The 22,449-nt window shown below is 64.3% G+C and carries 21 protein-coding genes and 1 tRNA gene; 8 read left to right on the top strand and 14 right to left on the bottom strand.

All coding sequences use genetic code 11. The features are described 5' to 3' along the window. Positions 1 to 55 precede the first annotated feature (55 nt). The gene (locus ACFQS4_RS10645) at positions 56 to 718 is read left to right on the top strand and encodes a helix-turn-helix domain-containing protein (RefSeq protein ID WP_497901491.1); all 663 of its coding nucleotides are present in this window, start codon (positions 56 to 58) and stop codon (positions 716 to 718) included. Positions 719 to 1,016: 298 nt separating this feature from the next. On the opposite strand, the gene ACFQS4_RS10650 is transcribed toward ACFQS4_RS10645, so the two are convergent. The 7 genes from ACFQS4_RS10650 to ACFQS4_RS10680 all read right to left on the bottom strand — a co-directional run bounded on the left by ACFQS4_RS10650 (position 1,017) and on the right by ACFQS4_RS10680 (position 8,403). Next, on the bottom strand, positions 1,017 to 2,087 hold the full coding sequence (locus ACFQS4_RS10650) for a Gfo/Idh/MocA family protein (RefSeq protein WP_497901492.1): 1,071 nt from the start codon (positions 2,085 to 2,087) through the stop codon (positions 1,017 to 1,019). 4 nt (positions 2,088 to 2,091) lie between these two features. Beyond that, the gene (locus ACFQS4_RS10655; RefSeq protein ID WP_497901493.1) at positions 2,092 to 2,295 is read right to left on the bottom strand and encodes a DUF8005 family protein; all 204 of its coding nucleotides are present in this window, start codon (positions 2,293 to 2,295) and stop codon (positions 2,092 to 2,094) included. After that, positions 2,288 to 3,541, bottom strand: a complete 1,254-nt coding sequence (locus ACFQS4_RS10660) for an ABC transporter ATP-binding protein (RefSeq protein ID WP_497901494.1) — start codon at positions 3,539 to 3,541, stop codon at positions 2,288 to 2,290. The genes ACFQS4_RS10655 and ACFQS4_RS10660 overlap by 8 nt, the downstream gene beginning before the upstream one ends. Before the next feature lie 25 nt (positions 3,542 to 3,566). Then, complete coding sequence (locus tag ACFQS4_RS10665) at positions 3,567 to 4,595, bottom strand: carbohydrate ABC transporter permease (RefSeq protein ID WP_497901495.1); 1,029 nt, start codon at positions 4,593 to 4,595, stop codon at positions 3,567 to 3,569. A 1-nt stretch (position 4,596) separates the two neighbouring features. Continuing rightward, complete coding sequence (locus ACFQS4_RS10670; protein WP_497901496.1) at positions 4,597 to 5,619, bottom strand: carbohydrate ABC transporter permease; 1,023 nt, start codon at positions 5,617 to 5,619, stop codon at positions 4,597 to 4,599. Further along, on the bottom strand, positions 5,616 to 7,103 hold the full coding sequence (locus tag ACFQS4_RS10675) for an extracellular solute-binding protein (protein ID WP_497901497.1): 1,488 nt from the start codon (positions 7,101 to 7,103) through the stop codon (positions 5,616 to 5,618). Before ACFQS4_RS10675 ends, ACFQS4_RS10670 begins: the two co-directional genes overlap by 4 nt. A 223-nt stretch (positions 7,104 to 7,326) precedes the next feature. Next, complete coding sequence (locus tag ACFQS4_RS10680) at positions 7,327 to 8,403, bottom strand: TrmB family transcriptional regulator (RefSeq protein ID WP_497901498.1); 1,077 nt, start codon at positions 8,401 to 8,403, stop codon at positions 7,327 to 7,329. A gap of 123 nt (positions 8,404 to 8,526) precedes the next feature. Between ACFQS4_RS10680 and ACFQS4_RS10685 the strand changes: the two genes are divergently transcribed. After that, the gene (locus ACFQS4_RS10685; protein ID WP_497901499.1) at positions 8,527 to 9,426 is read left to right on the top strand and encodes a DUF8054 domain-containing protein; all 900 of its coding nucleotides are present in this window, start codon (positions 8,527 to 8,529) and stop codon (positions 9,424 to 9,426) included. Between the two features lie 44 nt (positions 9,427 to 9,470). Here ACFQS4_RS10685 and ACFQS4_RS10690 read toward each other — a convergent pair whose 3' ends face one another. Then, a complete protein-coding gene (locus ACFQS4_RS10690; RefSeq protein WP_497901500.1) occupies positions 9,471 to 10,079 on the bottom strand; it encodes a DUF6663 family protein in 609 nt (202 codons plus the stop codon). A gap of 121 nt (positions 10,080 to 10,200) precedes the next feature. Between ACFQS4_RS10690 and ACFQS4_RS10695 the strand changes: the two genes are divergently transcribed. From ACFQS4_RS10695 to ACFQS4_RS10705, 3 genes are all read left to right on the top strand, one after another. After that, positions 10,201 to 10,530 (top strand): transcription factor S, encoded by a 330-nt coding sequence (locus tag ACFQS4_RS10695; protein ID WP_497901501.1) that lies wholly within the window; start codon positions 10,201 to 10,203, stop codon positions 10,528 to 10,530. A 121-nt stretch (positions 10,531 to 10,651) separates the two neighbouring features. Further along, positions 10,652 to 13,342: a phosphoenolpyruvate carboxylase gene (ppc, locus tag ACFQS4_RS10700; protein WP_497901502.1), complete on the top strand. Its 2,691-nt coding sequence runs from the start codon at positions 10,652 to 10,654 to the stop codon at positions 13,340 to 13,342. Between the two features lie 134 nt (positions 13,343 to 13,476). Continuing rightward, a complete protein-coding gene (locus tag ACFQS4_RS10705; protein WP_497901503.1) occupies positions 13,477 to 13,932 on the top strand; it encodes an SRPBCC family protein in 456 nt (151 codons plus the stop codon). Positions 13,933 to 14,085: 153 nt separating this feature from the next. Here the strand turns inward: ACFQS4_RS10705 and ACFQS4_RS10710 are convergent, their stop codons facing one another. Beyond that, positions 14,086 to 15,036: an AAA family ATPase gene (locus ACFQS4_RS10710; protein WP_497903180.1), complete on the bottom strand. Its 951-nt coding sequence runs from the start codon at positions 15,034 to 15,036 to the stop codon at positions 14,086 to 14,088. 218 nt (positions 15,037 to 15,254) lie between these two features. Between ACFQS4_RS10710 and ACFQS4_RS10715 the strand changes: the two genes are divergently transcribed. After that, a tRNA-Ser gene (locus tag ACFQS4_RS10715) sits at positions 15,255 to 15,339 on the top strand. A gap of 351 nt (positions 15,340 to 15,690) precedes the next feature. Here ACFQS4_RS10715 and ACFQS4_RS10720 read toward each other — a convergent pair. After that, positions 15,691 to 16,422: a universal stress protein gene (locus ACFQS4_RS10720; RefSeq protein ID WP_497901504.1), complete on the bottom strand. Its 732-nt coding sequence runs from the start codon at positions 16,420 to 16,422 to the stop codon at positions 15,691 to 15,693. A gap of 1 nt (position 16,423) precedes the next feature. Further along, positions 16,424 to 17,854 carry an APC family permease gene (locus ACFQS4_RS10725; protein WP_497901505.1) on the bottom strand — a complete coding sequence of 477 codons (1,431 nt, stop codon included), beginning with the start codon at positions 17,852 to 17,854 and terminating at the stop codon, positions 16,424 to 16,426. Positions 17,855 to 18,313: 459 nt separating this feature from the next. Between ACFQS4_RS10725 and ACFQS4_RS10730 the strand changes: the two genes are divergently transcribed. After that, on the top strand, positions 18,314 to 18,529 hold the full coding sequence (locus ACFQS4_RS10730; protein ID WP_497901506.1) for a hypothetical protein: 216 nt from the start codon (positions 18,314 to 18,316) through the stop codon (positions 18,527 to 18,529). Positions 18,530 to 18,551: 22 nt separating this feature from the next. Then, positions 18,552 to 19,094 carry a GNAT family N-acetyltransferase gene (locus ACFQS4_RS10735; protein ID WP_497901507.1) on the top strand — a complete coding sequence of 181 codons (543 nt, stop codon included), beginning with the start codon at positions 18,552 to 18,554 and terminating at the stop codon, positions 19,092 to 19,094. 6 nt (positions 19,095 to 19,100) lie between these two features. Here ACFQS4_RS10735 and ACFQS4_RS10740 read toward each other — a convergent pair whose 3' ends face one another. The 3 genes from ACFQS4_RS10740 to ACFQS4_RS10750 all read right to left on the bottom strand — a co-directional run bounded on the left by ACFQS4_RS10740 (position 19,101) and on the right by ACFQS4_RS10750 (position 22,331). After that, positions 19,101 to 19,841, bottom strand: a complete 741-nt coding sequence (locus ACFQS4_RS10740) for a DUF7978 family protein (protein WP_497901508.1) — start codon at positions 19,839 to 19,841, stop codon at positions 19,101 to 19,103. A gap of 92 nt (positions 19,842 to 19,933) precedes the next feature. Beyond that, positions 19,934 to 20,545, bottom strand: a complete 612-nt coding sequence (locus ACFQS4_RS10745; protein ID WP_497901509.1) for a GNAT family N-acetyltransferase — start codon at positions 20,543 to 20,545, stop codon at positions 19,934 to 19,936. Between the two features lie 121 nt (positions 20,546 to 20,666). Further along, positions 20,667 to 22,331: an outer membrane protein assembly factor BamB family protein gene (locus tag ACFQS4_RS10750; protein WP_497901510.1), complete on the bottom strand. Its 1,665-nt coding sequence runs from the start codon at positions 22,329 to 22,331 to the stop codon at positions 20,667 to 20,669. Positions 22,332 to 22,449: the final 118 nt, after the last annotated feature.

A 22,449-nucleotide genomic window follows, 5' to 3' on the forward strand; every position in this document is an offset into this window, starting at 1 on the left:
TGTTTCGAGTAGCCATACGCCGGGTATTATATATGTAGCCAGCCTCGGGCTGACCGTGCACGAAGCGACGTTCCGCCTCGCCGGGTCCGGATCCTACGACGAGATCACGGCCGCGTTCGACGCCCGGCTCTCCCTGTGGTGTAACGACCACAGCGACCTGTTGCTCCTCGAGTGCGAGACCGGTCGTCTCGAGGCAGTCCTCGAGGCCGTCGACGAGTTCGCCGGGATCGACGACGCCATCGTCGACGGAGACGAGGCCGTGGCCGTCACCGGGAACTGCGTCAAGGCGCTCGAGACCGCGGTCGTCGACGCCGTCCTGGACGACCACGGCTGCCTCCTGTTGCCGCCGATTCGATACGCCGACGGAGCGCGGTCGATTCGCCTCCTGGCGCTAGAGTCCGCCCACCTCACCCGCTGTTATCACGACCTGCTCAAGGACTTCGACGTGACCGTCGAGTCGAAGCGGGACCTCTCCTTCGACAGTCTCGACCGCAACCGGACGCCGGACGGGATTGGCGAGCCGTTGCCGGCGCTCTCGCGAAGACAGCGCCAGGTGTTCGCCGCAGCCTACGAGCGCGGGTACTACGAGATTCCTCGGGAGACGTCGATGGCGGCCATTGCCGAGTCGGTAGGCATCGATCGGCGTACCGCCGACGAACACCGTCGGCAGGCCGAGCGGAAAATTCTGGAATCGGTCGCCGAGCGGTACCTCGAGTAGCCCGTTTTGTCCATCGGTTCGCTCCTCGAGCGGCGATTATCTACTTCACACACGATCATCGCCGCCGACGGCTACGTTGTCGCTAGATTCCAGGTGTCGGTATCGGTTAAACTATAAAATGTATAGCTATAACGTGCGCCATCGCTGTTGTCCGACTACTGGTGACCGACCACCACTGTCCTACCGTCAGTTACCGACCACCAGTTTCCGGCCACCGAAGGCCGACACACCGCGGACCTCGTTTCGAACGCGAGTATCTCGCTCGAGCCGATCAAGCACGGTAGCCGTACCCTATCGATCAGGACTGCTCGAACGTGATCGGACGCCCCTCCTCGCCCGACCGGTAGATCGAATCGATGACCCGCTGCACCGCGAGCGCCTCCTCGACGCTCGCGGCGACGTCGTCGTCCCGGCCTTCGACCGTCGCCAGGAAGGCCCGCTGTTCGTCCGAGTGCGCGTCGTTCGCCGCCGGCTCGAGCGTCGAGTCCACGAAGTGGTTCGGCCCGTCCGGACTCGCGGAGTGGATCGTCACCTGGTCTTCCAGAAGGTCGAATCGGGCGGCAGCCTCGGTCCCCTGGACGACGAACTCGTGGGTCGGCGGGCGGTTCGTCGCCCAGGCGACCTCGAGCGAGATGGTCCGGTCGTCCGCACAGCGGACGAACGCGCTGGCGGAGTCGTCCACGTCGAACCCCTCCGGCCCGGCGTCGTCCCCCCACATCTCGAGGTAGGCGTACTCCTCGCGGGAGCCGAACTCGCTTCTCGTGACCCCCGAGACGTCGCTGACGACGGGATGGTCGAGCAGGTAGAGCGCGAGGTCGATGGCGTGGACGCCGAGGTCGATCAGCGCGCCGCCACCGGCGATGTCTCGACGGGTGAACCAGGAGCCGCGGCCGGGAACGCCTCGTCGGCGGACGTAGTTCGCCTCGACGTGGGTTATCTCGCCCATGTCGCCGCGTTCGATCCGGTCGGCGACGAGCCGAACGGCGTTTCGAAACCGGTTGTGGAAGCCGACCGTACAGGTGCCTGCGCTCTCGCTCGCCGCCGCGGCGATGCGCTCGGCACTCTCGAGGGAGTGCGCCAGCGGCTTCTCGAGCAGGACGTGCAGGTCGTGCTCGAACGCGTCGACCGCGTACTCCTCGTGGAACCGATTGGGTGTGGTGATCACGACTACGTCGACCGCGTCGTAGAGCGCGTGGTGATCGTCGTATGCGTCAACGCCGTAACGTTGGGCGAACCGGTCGCGCGCCTGCGTCGAGACGTCCATACCGCCGACGAGGTTGGCGCCGAGTTCCTGGAGGCGGTCGGCGTGGTACTGGCCGATGTTGCCGCAGCCGACGATTCCGGCTCGGATAGGTGTCTCGTCGGTCATCGATTCAGTACAGTTGCTCCTCGCGCTCGGTTCGTTCGCGTTCCTGCTCTCGACGCTGTTCGCGTTTGGCGCGTCCGCGGCGGTACTGCGCGATGCCCGGAAGAATCCTGTTCTTGACGTCGAGGGCAAACGAAACGATCCCGTAGATCCAGAAGAAAAACAGGATTGTCAGCCCACTGTAGTAGACCACCGGAATCAGGCTACTCACGTCGACCACCCGATTCGGAGTCGGCTCGAGCGACGTCGGCAGCCCCCGGCCCGGCCCCGGCTTCGGATTCTGCTTCGGTCCCGGCTCCGGACGTGGCGTGAGCCAGCGACTCGATCCCGTGAGCGATCGCGTTCCCCGTCCCGGTATCGAACAGGTGCACCTTCGACCGGTCGAGCACCACCGAAATCGACTGATCTTCGTCGATGTCCGTGTCCGGATCGACGCTCATCAGGAGCTGGTTCGAGGCCGCCGACGCCTCGTCGCTCGTCATCATCTCGGTGCCCGCGTCGTCGAGCGACAGGTAGACGAAGATCTGATCGCCCATCGGCTCGAGGACGTCCGTCCGGGCCTCGACGACCTCGGAGGCGCTGGTCGCCGAGTCGGCGTTCTCGGTCAGGTAGATGTCTTCGGGCCGGACTCCCATCGTGATCGCCTCGCCCGACGGGACGTCGATCGCGCTGGCGTCGAACTCGAGGTCGAAGTGGTCGGTCGAGAGTCCCCCGGCGGTGATCTCTCCTTCGACGAAGTTCATCGACGGCGAGCCGATGAAGCCAGCGACGAACCGGTTGGCAGGTTCGTTGTAACAGACCAGCGGCGGATCGATCTGCTGGAGTTCGCCTGCGTTGATGACAGCAATGCGGTCGGACATGGTCATCGCCTCGGCCTGGTCGTGGGTGACGTAGATGATCGTCGTCTCGAGCTGTTTGTGCAACCGTTGTAACTCGGTCCGCATGTGGACTCTGAGCTTGGCGTCGAGATTCGCCAGCGGTTCGTCCATCAGGAAGACGTCCGGTTCGCGGACGATCGCCCGTGCGATCGCTACCCGCTGTTGCTGTCCGCCCGAGAGCTCGTTGGGTTCGCGCTCGAGCATGCCCTCGAGCTGGACGATGTCGGCGGCCTGGTCGACCCGGCGGTCGATCTCGTCCTTGTCGTACTTCCGGAGTCGAAGGCCGAACGAGATGTTCTCGTAGACGTTCATGTGCGGGAACAGCGCGATGTTCTGGAAGACCATCGACACCCCGCGATCCTTCGGTGGGAGTTTCGTGACGTCCCGGTCCCCGATGTGAATCGTCCCCTCCGTGGGCTTCGTGAGGCCGGCGATGGTCTCCATCGTCGTCGACTTCCCACAGCCCGAGGGGCCGACGAGGCAGACGAACTCCCCGTCTTTGATCTCGAGGTTCATGTCGTCGACCGCGGTGACGTCTTCGTAGCGTTTCGTGACGTGTTCGAGTGTTACGCGTGCCATTGGTGGTGAATTGTGGTAGTGGTGGTCATTCCTTGAGCGCGCCGGCGGTCAGTCCGCTGACGATGCGTTCCTGGGCGACGATAACGAGGACGACGACGGGGAGGACCCCGACGATGCTCGCGGCCGCCATCAGGTTGAAGTCGGTCGTGTACTGGGTCTGGTAGCTCAGGATGCCGCCGACCAGCGGCGACCAGTTCTGGGGCTGGTTCTCCAGCGCCATGATCGAACTGAAGAAGTACTCGTTGTAGACCGAGATGAACGTCAACACGGCCGCGGTCGCGATTCCGGGGGCCGACAGCGGCATGATCACCCTGAACAGCGCCCCCAGCCGGGTCGTCCCCTCGACGCGCGCGGCATCCTCGAGCCCGTCGGGAATCTGGGCGTAGAACGTCGTCAGGATGAAAATCGCCAGCGGCAAGAACAGCGCGCTGAACGGCATGATCATCGACCCCGGCGTGTTCACGAGTCGGGGCGACTGGAACAGTTCGACGCCCAGGAACGGGATCACGACCGCGTTCCCGAGGAAGGCGTCGAACAGCGGGATCAGGAACGCTGCCGGCGGGAAGTACGAGATCACCAGCACCGCGAGCATGAGCGCCCCGCGGCCGGGGAACTCGAGACGCCCGAAGACGTAGCCAGCGAGCGTCGCGACGGCGAGGACGATGATCGTGGTCGTCGTCGCCAGCACGAAGCTATTGAAGACGAAGAGATGGAAGGGAACCTCCTGGAACACTTCGACGAACGCGGTGACGTTGAACCCCTGCGGGTGCGGGAACTCGAGCCCGATCACTGGCAGTGACCAGTCGCCCGTGAGGATCTGGCTGTTCGGCGTCAGCGCGAGCACGAGCAGCCAATAGAACGGGAACAGCGTCGTCACGAGGAAGAACGCGCAGGCAGTCCAGAACAGCGCCCGGTAGAGGCGTTGGCGCTTTTCTTCCTCCTCGAGGACACCGCGCGTCCAGCGACCGAGTGGCCCCTGCTTGCGTTCGCGGCCGTCGGCAGCGTCCGTCGCGTCTGGTTCCACTTCCGGTTCCGTCGTGGATGGCGTCGCCATGTCAGATCCCACCCTCCTTGTACTGCTGGTAGATGACGCCGATTACGGCCACGCCGATGATGCCAGCGGTCACGAACGCGACCGCGGAGGCGAGCCCCCGACTCGAGTAGAACGTCTCGACGACCATGCACGACAGCGAGGGGACGGTCGTACAGCTCGAGACGGAGTCGATCAGCCCGTAGACGCGCATGGCGTCGATCGTCCGGAAGAGGACGGCGATGCCGAGCGCCGGGAGGACGAGTGGGAACGTGATGAGCTTGAACTGCTGCCACCGCGTGGCGCCCGACACCTTCGCGACGTCGTAGAGGCTCCGATCGATGCTCTGGAGTCCGGCGAGGATGAGCAAGGCCATGAACGCCGTCGTCTTCCAGATGTCGGCCACGGTGACGATCAGGAACGCACTCGGAGGATCGTTGAGCGTGTTCGTCGGGGCGACGATGCCGACCGACGAGAGGTACTGGGTCAGGAACCCGGTGCTCGGGTGGAACATCAGGTAGAAGATCATCCCCTGGATGACGAGCGGAATCGCCCACGGGATGATGATCGCCGCGCGGACCCACCGACGGCCCCGGAAGTCCTTGTCCAGGACGAGCGCCTGGCCGAATCCGATGATCGTCTCGAAGAAGACGCTGATAACCGCGAAGAGGACTGTCACGACGAGCGTGCTGCGCGCCCAGCCCTCGACGTGAACGAACGGGAAGTTCCCGCTCGTGGTTACATCGGGGAGGAAGGTAACCGAACCGGGGAGACGCGGGTTCGCGTCGCCGCTGAACAGGTCGACGTAGTGCTGGAGGCCGACGAACTCCTGCTCCGAATTGCCCAGAATGCCCGTGTACATCGACAGCTCGAACGTTCGCAACAGCGGGTAGAGCGCGATCGTCCCGAGCAGGACGAATACGGGGGTCAACAGGAGGTACGCGAACGCGGTCTCCCCGAGGTTCTCGAGCCACCGCGTAGCCGCGACGAACGGTCCCGATCGCCGCGATTCTCGAGCGGTCCCGGCCGCCTCTCCTTCGGTGCTCATTGTGAGGATTCGATGTCCTCGATGGAGGTCTGGAGTTCGGCGGCGGCCTCCTCGGGGCTCTTCTGGCCAGCGACGGCCTGGTTAGCCTGTTCCGCGATCGCGTTTGCCTGGGAAGGCCACTCCGTGGTGACCGGTCGGGGCATCGCTCCCTCGCCAGCGACCTGAAGCGTGTTCATGTAGTTGGCCACGACGCCGACGGCGTCGGGGTCGGTCGCCTCCTCGGAGTCGAAGAGTTCCGGTTTCGGCGGTAGCCACGCGATGGCCTCGAGCATGCCGAGATTGAAGTCGTCCTCGGTCATGGCAGTGAGTACCTCCACCGCCTCTTCCTTTTTCTCGGTATTGGGGTTCATGCAGATGTGCCACCCGCCCTGTGCAGAGGTCGAGCCACCGGTTCCCGGGTGGGCGCCTTCGCCATCTTCGACGGCGTAAGGGATCGGCATCACGCCGAGGTCGTCCTGGTCCTCGAAGTCGTAGTCCCCGCTGAGCGTTTCGACGATCGAGTACGGCCAGTTGCGGTGGAACGCGGCTTGCCCCTCCGTGAACGGCGAGAGTGCCGGGTTCTCCGTCCACTGGGTAATGTCTGGCGACGCGACCCCGGTCGGGTAGTCGTCGAGTGTGTACTCGTCTTCCTCCTGAGCGGCGAGCGTGTACACCATGCTGAGGGCCTCGATGAACTCCGGTTCGTCGATGGTGACCGGGCGGTCGCCGACCGGGCCGCCCAGGTTCTCCTCGCCGCCGAAGTACGCGCCGCCGAAGGACGTCATGACCTCGTTGAGCGTACAGCAGGCGGTCCCCTCGTAGATGTCCCACTGGGTCGAGAAGCCGAACTCGGCGTTCGACGCCTCGGTGACCTCCTGGGCCGTCTCGGCCCACTCCTGCCAGGTCATCGGCTCGGTCTCCCATTGTTCGAAGTCGTCGTCGGAGTAGCCGGCTTCACGCGCGTACTCCTTGTTGTACAGCATGACCGCGTAGTCCGGGAACAGCGGGATTCCGTAGAGGTCGCCACTCTCGGTATCGCGGACGGTGTTGGTGAACGCCTCGAAGTAGTCGCTGTCGATCCGGTCAAGGGTGTCGTCGTCGAGTTCCTCCGAGAGGTTGGCGATGTAGCCCTGTTCGATGAATACGTTCGCCCACCCCGTGTCCATCATGAACAGGTCGGGGCTGGACTCCTCGGCCTCGAGCAACGAAATGTACTTATCTCGCTGCGCGCCGGAGTCGTCCTCCTGGGAACTGAAGTCGATTTCGACATCGTCGCTCAGCCCGTTTTCGTGGAGCAGGTCCGGCAGGTTGTCCTCGATGTCCGAGATGGTCGTCGATCCCATCGCGATCGTGATGGTGTCCCCGGAGCCGCCATCGCTTTCGTCGCCGTAGATACACCCTGCGAGACTCACCGCGGCCCCGCTCGCCCCCGCTGCTTTCACGAACGTCCGACGCGAGACGCTCGAGTCGATTCCGTCGCTCCCCTGTGAGTTTCTCTCACTCATAGAAGGAGATAACAATGTCGTTCGTATTTATAACTACTGGATCAGGTACAACAGGTGTTGTAAATGAAGCGAAGACAGTCGTCGAGCGGTACGAGTGCTGGAGAAGACATCGTTTGCGGCACACTCACCGGCCCGAGGCGGCGGGTTCGACGCGACGACGTTACTCGACAATAGCACCCGAACGTAGTAACTATTCGTGAAAAGGTAATACTTCATATATTCATCAGGCACTCGAGTCGACCGTGATACGAGTCGCCTCGAGGTCCTCGAGCATCGCGCCCCAGCCACCGACGGTAACGGGTCCGTCCTCGGTCTCGAGGGTGATCGACGCCTCGCCCGCGAGTTGTGCCAGCGGGGCCGGGTGATCGGCTTCCGTCGTGACACCCGCGTAGGTGGCGTCCGTCACCGTCCCGGACCGGGTGACCTCCAGTCCCGAACCGGTCTCGATTCCCTCGACCGTCGCCTCGATCGCCACCCCGTCCTCGAGCAGGGGGATGACGTCACGCAGGCAGTGCCGGAGGTCGACGTAGGTGACGGGGAACTCGTCGTTCCGGGCCGAGTAGATCGTCTCGTGGACCTCCCAGAGGCTGGTCAGGAAGTACCAGTGGAAGACGAAGGTGTGCGTCCGGTCGTTGACGATGACGCCGTACTCGTTCGTCGAGTACCCGTGCGGGGAGAAACACGTCCAGGACCGATCGACGAGCGCGACGAACGGCGAGGGGATCGGTCGACGCCGGGCCTCCGTACAGGTTCGCGCCAGCGACTCCATCGACGGGAGGTCCATCTCGGCGTCGACCGACGGGAACAGACACACCTTCACGTCGGCGCCCCGTTCGAGTGCCGCCGCGAGTGCGTCCTCGAGTTCGTGGTACTGCTCGACCGTCAGGCCGACTTGCACCTGCGTCGTCGCCTCCCGGATCAACTCCTCGGCCTGTGTCAGCACCGTGTCGAGTCGCTTGACGATGCTGACTTTGTGGTCCTCGATATCGGGCCGGTTCCAGCGCTCTTCAATCTCCGTGGCGGCCGTCTCGAAGCGACTCGCCCGCGAGCGAAGGTCGGCGAGGACCTCATCCGGGTCGTGGGCGCGGGCGTGCAAGCTGTCCTGTTCGTAGGTTTCGATGTATCCGTCGTCCTCGAGTCCGCGCAGGACGTCGTAGATTCGCGGATCGGGGACGGAGCTGGCGTGGGCGATGTCGGTTGCCGACGCAGCGCCCAGTTCGAGCAGCGTCACGAAGGCGTCGGCCTGGTACGGCGAGAGGCCCGCGTCCTCGAGCGTCGCGATCAGTTCGTCACCGTCCATGTCGAACCACCAGCCCGCTTGACTGTGGAGGGCGCACGTTCATTCCAGTCGACGTATAACACCCGTTGTAAAAAGCCTGTCTCCAGCGCCACACTCAAGCCGTCCCACCAGAAATTGCCCCGCATGGCTTCGCTTCTCGAGCGCGTTCGACGCCCGGAGTACACCGGGGAGAATCGCTGCTGGCCGTGTACGGTGACCAACGTCGTGCTGCTCGTCGTGGCGGTCGGCGTCCTCGCTCTCAGGGGGCGGCGACGGACCGCGGTGGTGGTCGCGACTGCTGGCGTCGCCGGGATCGGCCTCCGGGGCTACCTCGTTCCGTACACGCCGCACTTGGCACCGAAGCTCTTCGCCAGGCTACCGGTCGATCCGTTCGGCCACGAGCATCGGGGCTCGACGACCGGATCGCTGGCCGACGCTGGCGGGCTCGGAACAGTCGAGGAATCTGGATCGACGACGAGTTCGACCGTGACCGCGGATGCGGCTGCGAACGCGAACGCGGGCACGGGCTCGGGCGATGACACCCCACCGGACGGGGAAGCGGTCCTCACCACGTTGCTCGAGGCCGGCGTCGTCGACGTCGAGGCCGAGGACGTGGTGCTCGACCCAGACTTCCGCGAGGACTGGCGTCGCGAGATGGCGTCGCTTCGTCACCTCGACCTCAAGGCGCTGGCCGACGTGGCCGACGAGGTGACGCCGTCCACGGTAGAGACGCGCACTCGCCGGCAGTGGGGGCGCCCCGTCGTCATCCTCGACCCGGCCGCTGGCGCGCCCGTGACGCTCCACCAGGGAGTCGCCGTCGCCGAACTCGCCGCGGCCCGCGCGCTCGAGGAACGAGTCGACGACGCGGTCGCTCGCGCCGCGGGGCGCCCCCTGCGGTCGCTCCTCGAGGAATGTCCGCTCTGTGGCGGCAAGGTGACGATCACGCGTGCGAGTTGCTGTGGCGAAGCGACCCCGGTCGGCAAGACGCCACAGGAAAAACTCGTCTGTCCGTCCTGTAACGTCCGCTTTTTCACCTACGAGTGAGCGGCCGAGTCGGGTACTCGCCCCGCAACTGAAAGGGACGGTTCCTACCCGGCATCCCCGTACGCCTCGCGCATCTTCCCCTCGAGTAACCCGTCCGGATCGAGGACGATGGTCACGAGTACGAACGGCTCGCTCACGTCGAGCACCCAGACCGAAAACGGCGCCTCGGTCGACTCGGCGGCGCGATCGAGCAAGGGCTCGAGGGGCTTCTCGCCGTCGCGAAACTCGGCGTAGAGGTCGCGCTGACCCGGCTGATCCGCGAAGGTGTAGACCACGCCGTTCGGGCGACCGTCGGTGTCGTGAATCACGCGGGCGTTCATCGCCTCGCCCGCTCGTCGGGCCTCCTCGAAACAGTGCTGGGCGGCCTGGAAGACGGGGGCGTCCGTCCGACGGAAGCGAAACCGGGTCGGCTCGAGAACCGTCCAGGAAGCGAGTCGAGGTTCGCCGTCGTCCCACTCGAGCGTCGCCTCGATCCGGTTACCGTGTTCGAGACCGGGGCCGTTTCGATCCGCGTCGTCGCCCGAATCGGGGTCGCCGTCCAGGTCGGGTCGCTCGACGTACGTCGGATCGGCCGTGTCGACCTCGAGGAGGAGCCACTCGTCCGCGGTTCGCCCCGGGAGGACGCGGGCCGTGGTCTCCGTGGTCTGGTTCATACGCGACACTCGCGGCTGTGGGGCGAAATAGGCTCCGTCTCGAGTGTGGAAAGCCATTCTCGGCGGGCCTCGGTCGGGCCGCTGACGCATCGTTTTTGCCCCTCGAGCCGATACCTCTGGTATGCAGTTCTGCGACAACTGCGGTTCGATGATGAAAGCCGATGGGGACCACATGGTCTGTACCAACGACGACTGCGGCGCGTCGACGGCTCGAGACCGGGAACAAGAAGCCTCGTTCGTCACGACCGAGTCCCAGACGTTCGACGACGTGATCGAGTCCGACGAGGAGGCGAACTTCGAGGGCAAGCCAATCGCGACGGACGTCCGCTGTGACGAGTGTGGCACTGAGGAGGCCTGGTACACGATCAAGCAGACGGCCTCGGCCGACGAGCCGCCGACGCGGTTCTTCAAGTGTACCGAGTGTGGGTACCGCTGGCGGGAGTACAATTGAGGGTCGAACTCGTCTCGAAAACGCTTCGCTAACGGGCTCGAAACCCTCACGAAAGACGATTCACGTGGCAAACTTTCGCGCTGTACGGAGTTTTTAGCAATAGGGCGCGTAGAGTGTTGGTATGCGACTGCACAACAGGGAAGTCCGACAGGACGTTCGCGAACTCGGGGCCCTCCTGGGTGACGTCCTCGAGGACCAGACGTCGCGTCGTGCGTTCGACACCGTCGAATCCTGTCGAACGGCCGCCATCGACTACCGTGCGGGAGACATCGAGTCACGAGAGCCACTGGCCACCGAACTCGAGGGGCTGTCGCCACACCAGCAACGCGTGGTCGCCCGTGCGTTCACGACGTACTTCGAACTGATCAACCTCGCCGAGGAGCGCGAGCGCGTCCGGTCGATTCGACAGGACTCCCAGGACGGAACGCTCGACGACAGTCTCGAGACGGCCGCCGAGGAGCTGTCCGAAGCGGATCTAGAGACCGTCTCGGGCATCCTCGACGACGTGCTCATCGAACCGACGTTCACGGCCCACCCGACGGAAGCGCGCCGAAAGACCGTCAAGTCGAAGCTCCGGACGGTGGCGACCCACCTCGAGACGCTCGACGAGCGGCTGCTGACCGACAAGGAGCGCGAGCAGGTCTGGCGGGACGTCGACGCCGAGGTGACGAGCCTCTGGCAGACCCCACAGGTCCGCAAGCGCCAGCCCGAACCAGAGGACGAGGCCCGGAACGTCCAGTGGTACCTCGAAAACACGCTCTTCGACGTCGTCGGCGAGGTGTACGACGAACTGGCCGACGCGCTGGACGACGAACTCGACGGGGCCATCGATGTCCCCAAACTCTTCGAGTTCCGCTCGTGGGCCGGGAGTGACCGCGACGGCAACCCCTACGTCACGCCCGAGGTCACGGCCAACACCCTCGAACGGCAACGCGAGGTCGTGATCGACCGCTATCGCGAGCAACTCAAGCGGCTCTCGGGCGTGCTCAGTCAGGACGGGAGTCGGATCACCACCGGCAACACGTTCGACGCCTCGCTCGAGGCCGACCGGGAGCGACTGCCGGGAAGCGCCAAGACGGCGAAGGAACGCTACCCGGGCGAACCCTACCGCCAGAAGCTCAAACTGATGCGCGAGCGCCTCGAACGCGTCGGCGACGTTCGCCCCGGTGGCTACGACGACGCCGACGAACTCGTCGAGGACCTCGAGATCATCGCCGACAGCCTCCGGGAGAACAGCGGGGAAACCGTGGTCGAGGCTCACGTCGACCCCCTGCGTAGACAGGTCGCCACCTTCGGCCTCTCGCTCGCCAGCCTCGACCTGCGCGATCACCGCCAGAACCACACGGACGCCATCGACGAGGTGCTCTCGCGGGAAGGCATCGAGTACAAGACCCTCTCGGAGGACGAGCGCGTCGAGTTGCTCACCGACGCCGTCCTCCAGGACGAGACAATCGTCGACCTCTCCCGGACGGAGGACCTCTCGGACACCTCGAGTCGGGTCGTCACCCTCTTCGACAGCCTCGCCGACTGGCAGGCCGAGTACGGCAACGAGGCCATCGACACCTACTGCATCTCGATGAACAACGAGCCGTCCCACGTCCTCGAGGTGCTGTTCCTGGCCGACCAGGCCGGTATCGTCTCCCTGCCGGAACACTGCGGCATCGACATCGTCCCGCTGCTCGAGACGGAGTACGCCCTCTCGGGCGCTCGCCGCATCATGGGGACGCTGTTCGACAACGAAGCCTACGCGCAGGTGCTCGAGGCCCGCGGGCGGACTCAGGAGATCATGCTGGGATACTCCGACTCGAACAAAGAGAACGGGTTCCTGGCGGCGAACTGGTCGCTGTACAAGAACCAGCGCCGACTCGGTCAGATCTGTGACGACTACGACGTGACGATGCGCCTGTTCCACGGCCGCGGGGGGTCCATCTCCCGCGGCGGGGGCCCGATGGGAGAGGCCCTGCTGGCCCTGCCGAATAGCACCGTCACCGGCCAGGTCAAGTTCACCGAGCAGGGGGAGGCCATCGCCGAGAAGTACGGCAACCCCCGTATCGCCGAGCGTAACATCGAGCAGATGCTCAACGCCCAGTTGCGGGCGCGAAAGCAGGCGATCGAGCAACCTGAGGAGCGCATCGAGGATGAGTGGATCGAGGCGATGGACGCCATGGCCGACGCGGCCCGCCAGGAGTACCGCGACCTGCTCGAGACCGACGGCTTCGTCCAGTACTTCGAGCAGGCGACGCCCATCACCGTCATCGAGGACCTCGACCTGGGCTCGCGGCCGGCCTCCCGGAGCGGCGAGCGGACGGTCGAGGATCTGCGGGCGATCCCGTGGGTCTTCTCCTGGACGCAGGCGCGGTGCATCCTGCCGGGCTGGTACGCCGTCGCCGACGGCATCGACGCCTACCTGGAGAACGACGGCGATGTCGAGACCCTGCAGACGATGTACGAGGAGTGGCCGTTCTTCCGCACGACCCTCGACAACGCCGCGCTCTCGCTCTCGCGAACGGAGCTCGAGATCGCCGAGCAGTACGCCGACCTGGCGACCGAGGACCTGCGGGAGCGGTTCTTCCCGCGGGTGTCCGAGGAGTACGACCGCGCGGTCGACCTGGTCAAGACGATCGGCCAGCGTGAAACGCTCCACACGCGCGACTGGATGGGCGAGAACCTCGAGCGACGGAACCCCTACGTCGATCCGCTCAACTTCCTCCAGACGCACCTGCTGGGGCGAACCCACCGAACCGACGTCGAAGAGAGAACGCTCAGGCTGACGGTCAAGGGGATCGCCGCCGGGATGAAAAATACAGGGTAACGGCCCCTGGCGTCGCGTTTCCGAGCATAGTCTTATTACCTCAGCGCGCCTATATCAAGTGAGTCAGCCGTCGTCGTACCCGATTCCTTCGTAGAGATCAGTGCGTGATTCGAGTTGACACAGAGATGATATAGATGCCCACGTTCGAGCACACGATCGAAATCGAAGCGCCCGTAGACCGCGTCTTTCAGTTCGGGATCGACCCCGAGAACTGGCGACGAACCATGCCCAGCCTGACCGATGTCGAGATCGTCGAGGAGACCGATGACGGTCTTCGGATGAACGCCACCTACAGGCTGCTCGGCACCTCGATGGACGGTAAAATGGAGATGCGAATCGCCGAACCGAACCAACACACGATCACCACGTTCGAGAGCCCCGGTATGACCGGGGAGCTACACTACTACTACGCAGAGACCGATTCCGGGACGAAGGTCGTCCAGCGGGCCGATTACGAGTTCGGCGACTCGCTGTTCGAGCGCGTGCTCGAACCCGTCGCGAAGCGGTACAACGAGCGCCAGTTCAAACACTCGCTCCGGACGTCCAAAGAGCTCGTCGAAGCTGAGAGTGCGCCAGAGATGGAAGCCTGAGCCGACGCCATTCACGTCTTTTTTGGCAATATCGAGAACCGCGACGGGGAGGTGTCGAGACGCTGCAATAGCTTACGATAGCGTTCCCCACGCGGTGAGGTCGTCCGATGTCTCGCAATACCGTTCTCTCGAATCTCGAGTTCGTCGTTTCCGTCACTCGAGCGTCGGCACCGGTACCGAATCGAGGACCGCGTCGACGATCTGGGACTTCGAGACCTCGTTGACCGTCGCGTCGGGCGTGAGCACGAGGCGGTGGGCCATCACCGGGTGGGCGACGCGCTTGATGTCGTCCGGGGTGACGTACTCCCGCCCCGCAATGGTCGCGTAGGCGCGAGCGGCCTCGAACAGGCGCTGGGTCCCACGAGGAGAGACGCCGACCTCGACCCGGCCGTCGGTCCGGGTCTGTCGGGCGAGGGCGACGACGTACTCGAGGAGGTCCTCGTCCACCGTCACGGTCTCGGGGACCTGCCGGAGGGCGGTGACGTGTTCGGGTTCGAACACCGTCTCGACGCTCGGGCTCATCTCGTCGCGGCTCGCTCGCCGCTGGAGGAGTTCGATCTCTCCACCTTCGTCGGGATACCCCATCGAGGTCTTCACGAGGAAGCGATCGACCTGCGCCTCGGGGAGCGGGAACGTCCCCTCCTGCTCGACGGGGTTCTGGGTCGCGATGACGAAGAACGGCTGTGGCAGCTGGCGGGTCTCGCCGTCGGTCGTCACCTGCCCTTCCTCCATCGCCTCGAGCAGCGCGGCCTGGGTTTTCGGCGGCGCACGGTTGATCTCGTCGGCGAGGACGATGTTCGCGAAGATGGGACCTTCGTTGAACTCGAACTCCCGGTCCTGCTCGTTGAAGACGTGGGTGCCGGTCACGTCGGATGGGAGGAGGTCCGGGGTGAACTGGATGCGCGAGAACGACAGTCCGAGGGCGGTCGCGACGCTGCGGGCTGTGAGGGTCTTCCCCGTGCCGGGGACGTCCTCGAGCAGGACGTGCCCGCGTCCGACGACGCCGAGGAGGACGGTCTCGAGAAATTCACGGTCGCAGATGACGGCCTCGCCAATCGCGTCGAGTACCGTGTTGCACTCTTCGCTGGCCTGAGTGACGTCCATGGCGTCGGACTCGAGGTGGTCGCCCATATTTCTTCTGTTATTGTCACGTTCGAGGTAGTGGTGAGCAGGTCGCGCTCGAGTAGCGGGTGACGGCTCCAGACAGCGGTCTCGATGCTGGTTCCGGTCCTGAACTCGGGCCGGTCGCGACCGTGGTAACCGACCCCGCGGCTGCGAGAAACCGAAACGGCTAAAATCACCACCCGGCTACGTACGAGTGAGCCGAGATAGCCTAGCCCGGCCAAGGCGGCAGATTCGAAATCTGCTGTCCCCACGGACACGGGAGTTCAAATCTCCCTCTCGGCGTTTTCACGGTCCAACTTGTGAGCGTAGCGAGCGTCCGGATCGTGAAAACCAGACCATGGAGATTTGAATCAGAGGGAAAACCGAACGCAGTGAGGGACGACCGTGGTCCAAATCGCCCACTTGCGTTCTTCCGCGAACAATATCGCGCACAGTGATTGTTGGGACCGCTCTCGACGACGCCGGCCTCAAACGTTGCTACGTTTTCTATATCCACGTACGTCGAAACTCATAATTCTGCACAACCATACGAGGATTGCTACTACCGTGCTCTGAGGCAATCTCGTCGACACCTTCTCCGCAAAGCCTCCTCCGCCGGACACCTATCCTCCACGTCTATGGTATTCGGCCATCTCACTCGTCCCTTTCGTTCGCAAGTTCATGCTGGACGACGAGAACGGGGCCGAGAAACCGGTCGGCAACCTGGTCGGCCGGCATACCGAACACGTACGTTACGAGCGACGGATCCGTCTCACCCATCACGACGGCATCGAACGCTTCAGATGCGTCGACGATCGCATCGAGAGGCTTCTGATCTCGCTCGACTCGTGTCTCGATCTTCGACTCGTCGACACCGAGCTCTCCCAGTCGATCGACCATCCCATCGAGAAGTGTCCCAATGTCCTCGTCCGTTTCCTTCGTCTCGACGACGTGGTACAGCGTTATCGAGGTGTCCATCGCACCGAACACGCCGGCGACGACGCGGGCGAGACGGTCGATTCCCACGGCCCCGCGGACGGCGACGAGCACATCGTCAACCGTCCCGGTGGCGTTCGGGACGAGAACTGCCATGCAGTCGTGCTCGTGAATCGTGCGGTCGATCGTCTTCTGTCCGTCGTGCGTGAAGACGAGTCGCCGTTCGACGGTCGCTCCCGCCTCCTCGAAGATCGCCTCGTATTCGTCGAGACGGGCCGTGGCTCGCTCCTCGAACTGCATCTGTGCCTGTCCCGGTGCGGTCTGTTCGGGAACGACGTGATATCCCAGCAAGACGACGTGGGCGTTCGCGAGGAGACCGGGAACCCCCTCCGGAACCGACTCTCCTTCGAGTACGCGAATCGGAACGAGTATCGATGGTCGGTCCGTCATTTCAGATCTCCCCCTTGAGTATGACGTCTCCAGCGTAATAACGATACCACAGGTACGACACGACCATGACTACGATGCCGATGGCGATCGACGCAGGTTGCATGAAGGCGATCAGACCGAAGCTAGCGAGCGCACCGACGCCAGGCAACACTGGATACCCCGGGACACGGTAACTGGGCGAGTACCACTCGGGATTCCGGCGTCGCAACACGATCAGCCCGACACACATTAGACCGTACATGATCAGGTGGAGAAACGACGCGACCTCCGCGAGCAATTCGACCTGTCCGGTCGCCACGAGCGCGAGAATCGGGCCACCGGCAGCCAGCAGCGCGACGTGTGGAGTCCCATACCGGAGGTTGACTTCGCTCGCTTTTCGGGGTAGCAAGGCATCCCGACTCAATGCGTACACTGCCCGGGAGGCGCTCAGAATCGACGCGTTTGCACTCGAGAACGTTGCCAACAACCCGGCACCCAGGATAGCGACCGCGCCGGGCAGTCCGAGGAACTCACGGGCCACTTCGACCATCGCCGTCTCACCGAACTGACCGAGCCGGTCCGCTCCGAACGCGCTGGTCGCGACGAAAATCGTCACGACGTAGAACACGGTGACGACGAGCACCGACCCGACCATCGCCAGCGGCAGATTCCGCCCCGGCCGCTTGATCTCACCCGCAACGGTTGCAACCTGGGCGAACCCCAGATACGATGTGAACACGAGCGCGGCCGTCGTCAACACCGGGAAGTAGCCTCTCGAGAAGAATTGCTCCGGGACGCTGGTCCGACCAAAGACCCCGAAAGCGTCGAGGACGCCATACGAGAGAAATCCCGTGAGGACGACGAGGAGAATCCCGACGACAATATTCTGCAGCTTGGCTGTGTTTTCTGTGCCACCAATACTCAACGCCGTCAGCGCTGCGCCGAACAGTAATCCAATCCCGATAACGGGGCTGAACGGGAGCCCGACGCCGAGTTCAGCGAACACGGCGCTCGCGTAGTGACCGAGGCCGACGAGATAGAACGCGGAGGCAAACATTAACCCCAACCAGAGTCCGAGACCTACGATTGCACCGTAGGCGGTACCCATCCCTCGCGAGATGAAGTAGTATCCGCCCCCGCTACGGGGCATGGCTGTGGCGAGTTCGGACGTCGGAAGCGCCACGAACAACGCGATCAACCCGCCGATACCAAACGAGACGGTGGCAGCGAGCCCCGCGTTGCTCGCCGCTAATCCGGGGAACACGAAAATCCCCGCTCCGATCATCGTCCCGATTCCGATTGCCAGGCCGCTGACCAATCCAATCGTTCGCTCGAGTTCGACATCGTCGTCGTGGACCGTCGTGTCGTCGGTGACCGCTTCTGGCTCCGCCGCAGGCTCCTCACCGGCGACGTTCTGCCCCGCCGTCTCGACGTCGACGGGCTCTTTGACCATAGCGACGCTATTTTCAACAGTAAAATAAAACCGGCGATGGACCGGGTTGGATGACGTCGACCGCGGGTGCAACGGCTACGGTCGTCGGGGAGAATCACGATGTGAACGGCGAAAGCCGTGCGTACCGCGTAGTGATACTTGCATCCGCGAGCGGAAACCGACAAACAGGAAATGGAACTCGACGCTGTTCGAATACCCTGCTCGACGACGCCAGCCTCAAAGTTCACTATACACCCTATACTATTATACTTAGATAATTATAGTATTGAGTATGAGCGTCGGTACTCGAGCACACCGCTCGAGTCCAATTCCGATCGTTCGACGGTAGGATCTCGACGATACGAAGGAGATCAGCAGGGCGTTCGCCTCCGCGTTCGAGCACGTCACTGAGCACGAAACCATCAAGAATTGTGCGTACTAAGCGGGACCTTGAAGTACGCCTCGAGGCCATACTCGAGTATGAACCGTCGTCAGCGGACGATCACCGCCGTCCTGTGGATCAGCGTCGCGGGCGTGATGGCGATTACACTCGAGCCGTCGGTTCCCACGGATCTTGCGGAGGCCGCCCGCGTGTTCGTCGTCGTCCTGGCGCTCGGCCTCGCGGGCGTGTACCTCTTCGACCCCTGGGGGCTGATCAGCCGAACGCACCAGGTCGGGAAATCGGGTGAGCCTTAGCCCCTCACGACTATCGGCGGGTATGGACACGACCGTCGAGCCGACGATCCGACCGTACGATCCGGCGACCGATGCAGACGGCCTCTGGGCGCTCAAACGGGCGTTCGAACTGGGACTTGGCGAGGGAACGGGCGACGACGGCAAGTCAGAACGGTACGAATCGAAGCTCACCGACGCCTACCGCGAAGGCTACCTCGAGTGGGTCGAACGCTGCCTGGACGAGGAACCAGAGGCAGTGACGGTCGCCGTCGAGCCGGAATCGTCAGGGGACGAGAAAGCGGGGTCGTCGACACTCGTCGGCTACGTATTCGTCCTCCCGGAGTCGCTCGCGTACATCTGGGACGCGGCCATTCTCAACGAAATCTACGTCGCTCCCGACGCGCGCGGGACCGGCGTTGCCGACGCGTTGATGGAGCGAGCGCTCGCGGTCGCCCGCGGCCAGGACCTGCCACTCGACCGACTCGTGCTAGACGTCGACCGCGAAAACGACCGGGCGCAGGCGTTCTACGAGCGCCACGAGTTCGCCAACTGGGGCGAGATGGTCGCTCGAAAGCTTGGAGAATAACGGCGGTCACGGAGTTCGAACGCCACTGCGAGCGCGGAGCCGAACGACGGTGACGGCCCCGAGCGCACCGAAGACGATCGGATAGCCGATCCCGGCGACGAGTATCGACTCGAGCGGCGACGGTCGGATCACCGAACCCTCGATCACGACCGTCGAGACGAGGACGGCGACGATCGTGACGGCGAGGTAGCCGATGGCGACCATCGCGCCGTCGATCGCGGCTTCGGTGATCGACTCGAGGCGCTCGAACTGGTCGTATGCGCAGTACGCGCCGGCCAACGCGATGACGAGCGGCGGCACCAGCAAGAGGAGCCACTCGGCGCCGCTCCCGTTCAGGACGACGTTCTGTTCCGGCGGCAAGAGTCTGAAGAGCCCGCGCCGCGGCACCTCGGTCGCCACCCCGTGGGCGTTGAGGTAGGTCCAGGCGACCAGTTCAGCGGTGAGCGTCTCGCCCGCGGCGGACTCGAGAACGTCGGTCCGGAGATCGACGCGAATCGACTCGCGAGCCAATCCGTAGGTGACCGCGTAGCCGGCGAGCCAGGCGAGTGCGCCAGCGACCACGCCCAGAAACAACGGACGGAGGTCCCCCGCGGCATCCGGTTCGTCCGCACTCGTTCCAGTCCCGGCGCTGGCCTCGTCGTTATCGCCCGACGCCTCGACGCCCGAGTCCGGTATCGCGTTCGTCATCTCGAGTACCCTGATGCGTATTGTCTGTGGGAGCGACCTAAAGCTTCCTTCGTCCTTCATCGACCATCTCGGTCGTCCTGGTTGGTGCCTTCGACGTCGCTCACTCGGTTTTCGTCACTCACTCGAGCAACGACGTTCACTCGAGTACCACCTCACTCGCGAACCGTATACGCCGTCTCGGGCCGATTCGTCTCCCACGCCTCGGCGGTGATTGTGTACCGGTGCAGGTCGCGGATCTCGCCATCGAGTGGCACCCAGTTTCGCAACACGCTGTCGTACGTCCCCCCGTAGCGCTCGACGTACTTCTCGATCGCCCGCTTCGACTTTGCGTTGCCCTTCAGGTAGCCCACCGAGACCACCTCGAGGTCGAGGCGGTCGAACGCGATGGCCATGGTCGCCGCGGCGCGCTCGCTCGAGTAGCCGCGGCCCCAGAACGGTTTGCGAAGCCAGAGGCCGAGTCGGGCGGTGCGCTTCTCCCAGAGCGGGATGAGGCTGGCGACGCCGGCGAACGTTCCGATGGATTCGCCCTCGAGCGGATAGATCGTCCAGTTCGCTCGCGTGGCGTCGTCCCACCGCTTCTCGGACTCGAGGAGGTACTTGCGGGCGTCGTTCGCCGTCTCGTGGACGTCGGTCGTGAGGTGCGTGGCGACCGCCCCGAAGTCAGTGGCCGAGTTCGTGTACTCGTACAGCTCGAGGGGCGTGATCGTCTCGGTCGTCAACGGCTCGAACCGAAGCCGATCGGTTTCGAACGTCTCGGGGAACATTCGGCGAGACGTTCCGCGACGAGGACCGTCACTCTTTGGGCGCCGTGTGAGTGTGTAACGTTCCTGGGCAGGGCTTGCACGTTCCAGCGGACAGGCCCGTGCGTTCCAGTAGGCAGGGCTCCTACTCCAAGTCGTTCGCGGGTAATCGACGACGGAGCCACTCGAGGACGAGTCCTCCGCTAACGAGTTCGGTACCGACGGTGAACCCGGGTGCGCCGTCTCCCTCGTCGTTAGACGAGCCGTTCTCGATGTCCGTCTTTTGGTGGGTATCGTCGAATGCGGCGCCGTCGGTGTCGTCCTCGCGCGTCCCATCGTCGGTTTCGGTAGCGTTCGACGAATGGTCGGCGTCCGTAGTGTCGATGTCGCCGCTTTCGTCCGACGCGACACCCTCGTTCGGCCTCGATTCGTGTTCATCGTCGGTGTCGCTCGCCTCGTCGCCGTCCATAGTGTCGACACCGGCCGCGTCGTCTTCGTCCCCGCCGAATTGGTCCGCGCCGACCTCCGTCGCTGGCTCGAGCGCGACGAGGCTCCCGTGCCCCGAGAAGTACACCGTTCCGTCACCGATTGCGTACGTGAGATCGGGCCACCTCGCCTCGTGAGGGTCCTCGAGTCCGACGGCTGCTAACGGAAACGACCACTGCTCGAGGCCGGTTTCGATGTCGACTCCGAAGATGGCGGGGTCCCCGTCGGCAGGGTGGTACGGAACGACGACCGTGCGGCCACCGATTGACGGTCGTCCCCACGCATCCATCGACCCGCCGACGGTCCAGCTGTGGTCGGTCTCGTAGTTGTACGCGTAGACGCCGTGTCGCTCGGCACTGACTCTGACGGTGTCAGTCGCCGCGAGTGGGAACCGCAACTCGACTCGCTCGAGGACCGCTCCGTCGTTGGCATCGAGGACCAGGCACACTTCTTCCTCCCCCTCGTCGCTGTCACCGTCGACGCCCTCGTCGTCACCGTCGTCGACGTCACCATCGCCGCCGTCGCCGAGCCACGCCACGTAGAGGCGGTCTTCAGTCGCCACGATTGAGGGAAGTCCCTCGCCTCTCGAGGGAGTCTCCTCCTGGACGACCCACACCGGCTCCCCCGACTCGGCGTCGAGCGCGACGAAACCGGCGTCGCCAACGGCGGCATACACGAGGTCGTTCGCGACGGCGACTGGAATCGAAACGAACGACGCAACGTCGGCATCCTGTCGCTCGAGGTCGACCCCACTCCGTCGCCACTGGGGACTCCCGTCGTCGGCGTCGAGCGAGCGAAGAGCGCCGTCGACAACCACGTAGATCGATCCGTCGACGACGGTCGGACTTGGGATCTGGCCGTTCGTCCCGAACGACGTCGACCAGACGGTATCGCCGCTGTCGGCATCGAGCGCCGTCACTCGGTCGCCGGCGACGTAGACGGTGTCGTCGACGACGGCGGGGGTTCCGTCGGCGCCGACGTCCTCTCGTACCCACTGGATGGACCCATCGCTGGCGGAGAGGGCGTGGACACCAGCCCCCGTCCGGAGGTAGACCGTGCCATCGGCGACGACGACGTCGCCATCCTGCTCGTATTCCCAGGCGACCGTCTCGGGCGCTGGAAACCGACTCGAGCCCGAGAGGGCGGCGGTGTTTCCAGGGGTGCCGTGGTAGGACGTCCAGTGATCGGCGTCCGCAGGCGTCACCGCCATCGGGACCGTCGACTTCACATGGGCCCCGCCGCTCGTTTTAGCCGCACCGAGGAAACTGCCGATGACGAGCGAGGCACCGAGAGCCATCACGGTCCGCCTGGGCCAGAGGGACATAGTACCCTCGGCACCACCGGACCTCTTGCTTATTCTGCGTGTAAGTTCAGTTTCGGCGATGAAACGATGGTAATCGCTCCCTAGAGCACTCGAGAGACTGTTTCCTGCACCAACCAGA

Origin of the sequence: Saliphagus sp. GCM10025317, assembly GCF_042663665.1 — an archaeon.
Classification (GTDB): domain Archaea; phylum Halobacteriota; class Halobacteria; order Halobacteriales; family Natrialbaceae; genus Natronosalvus.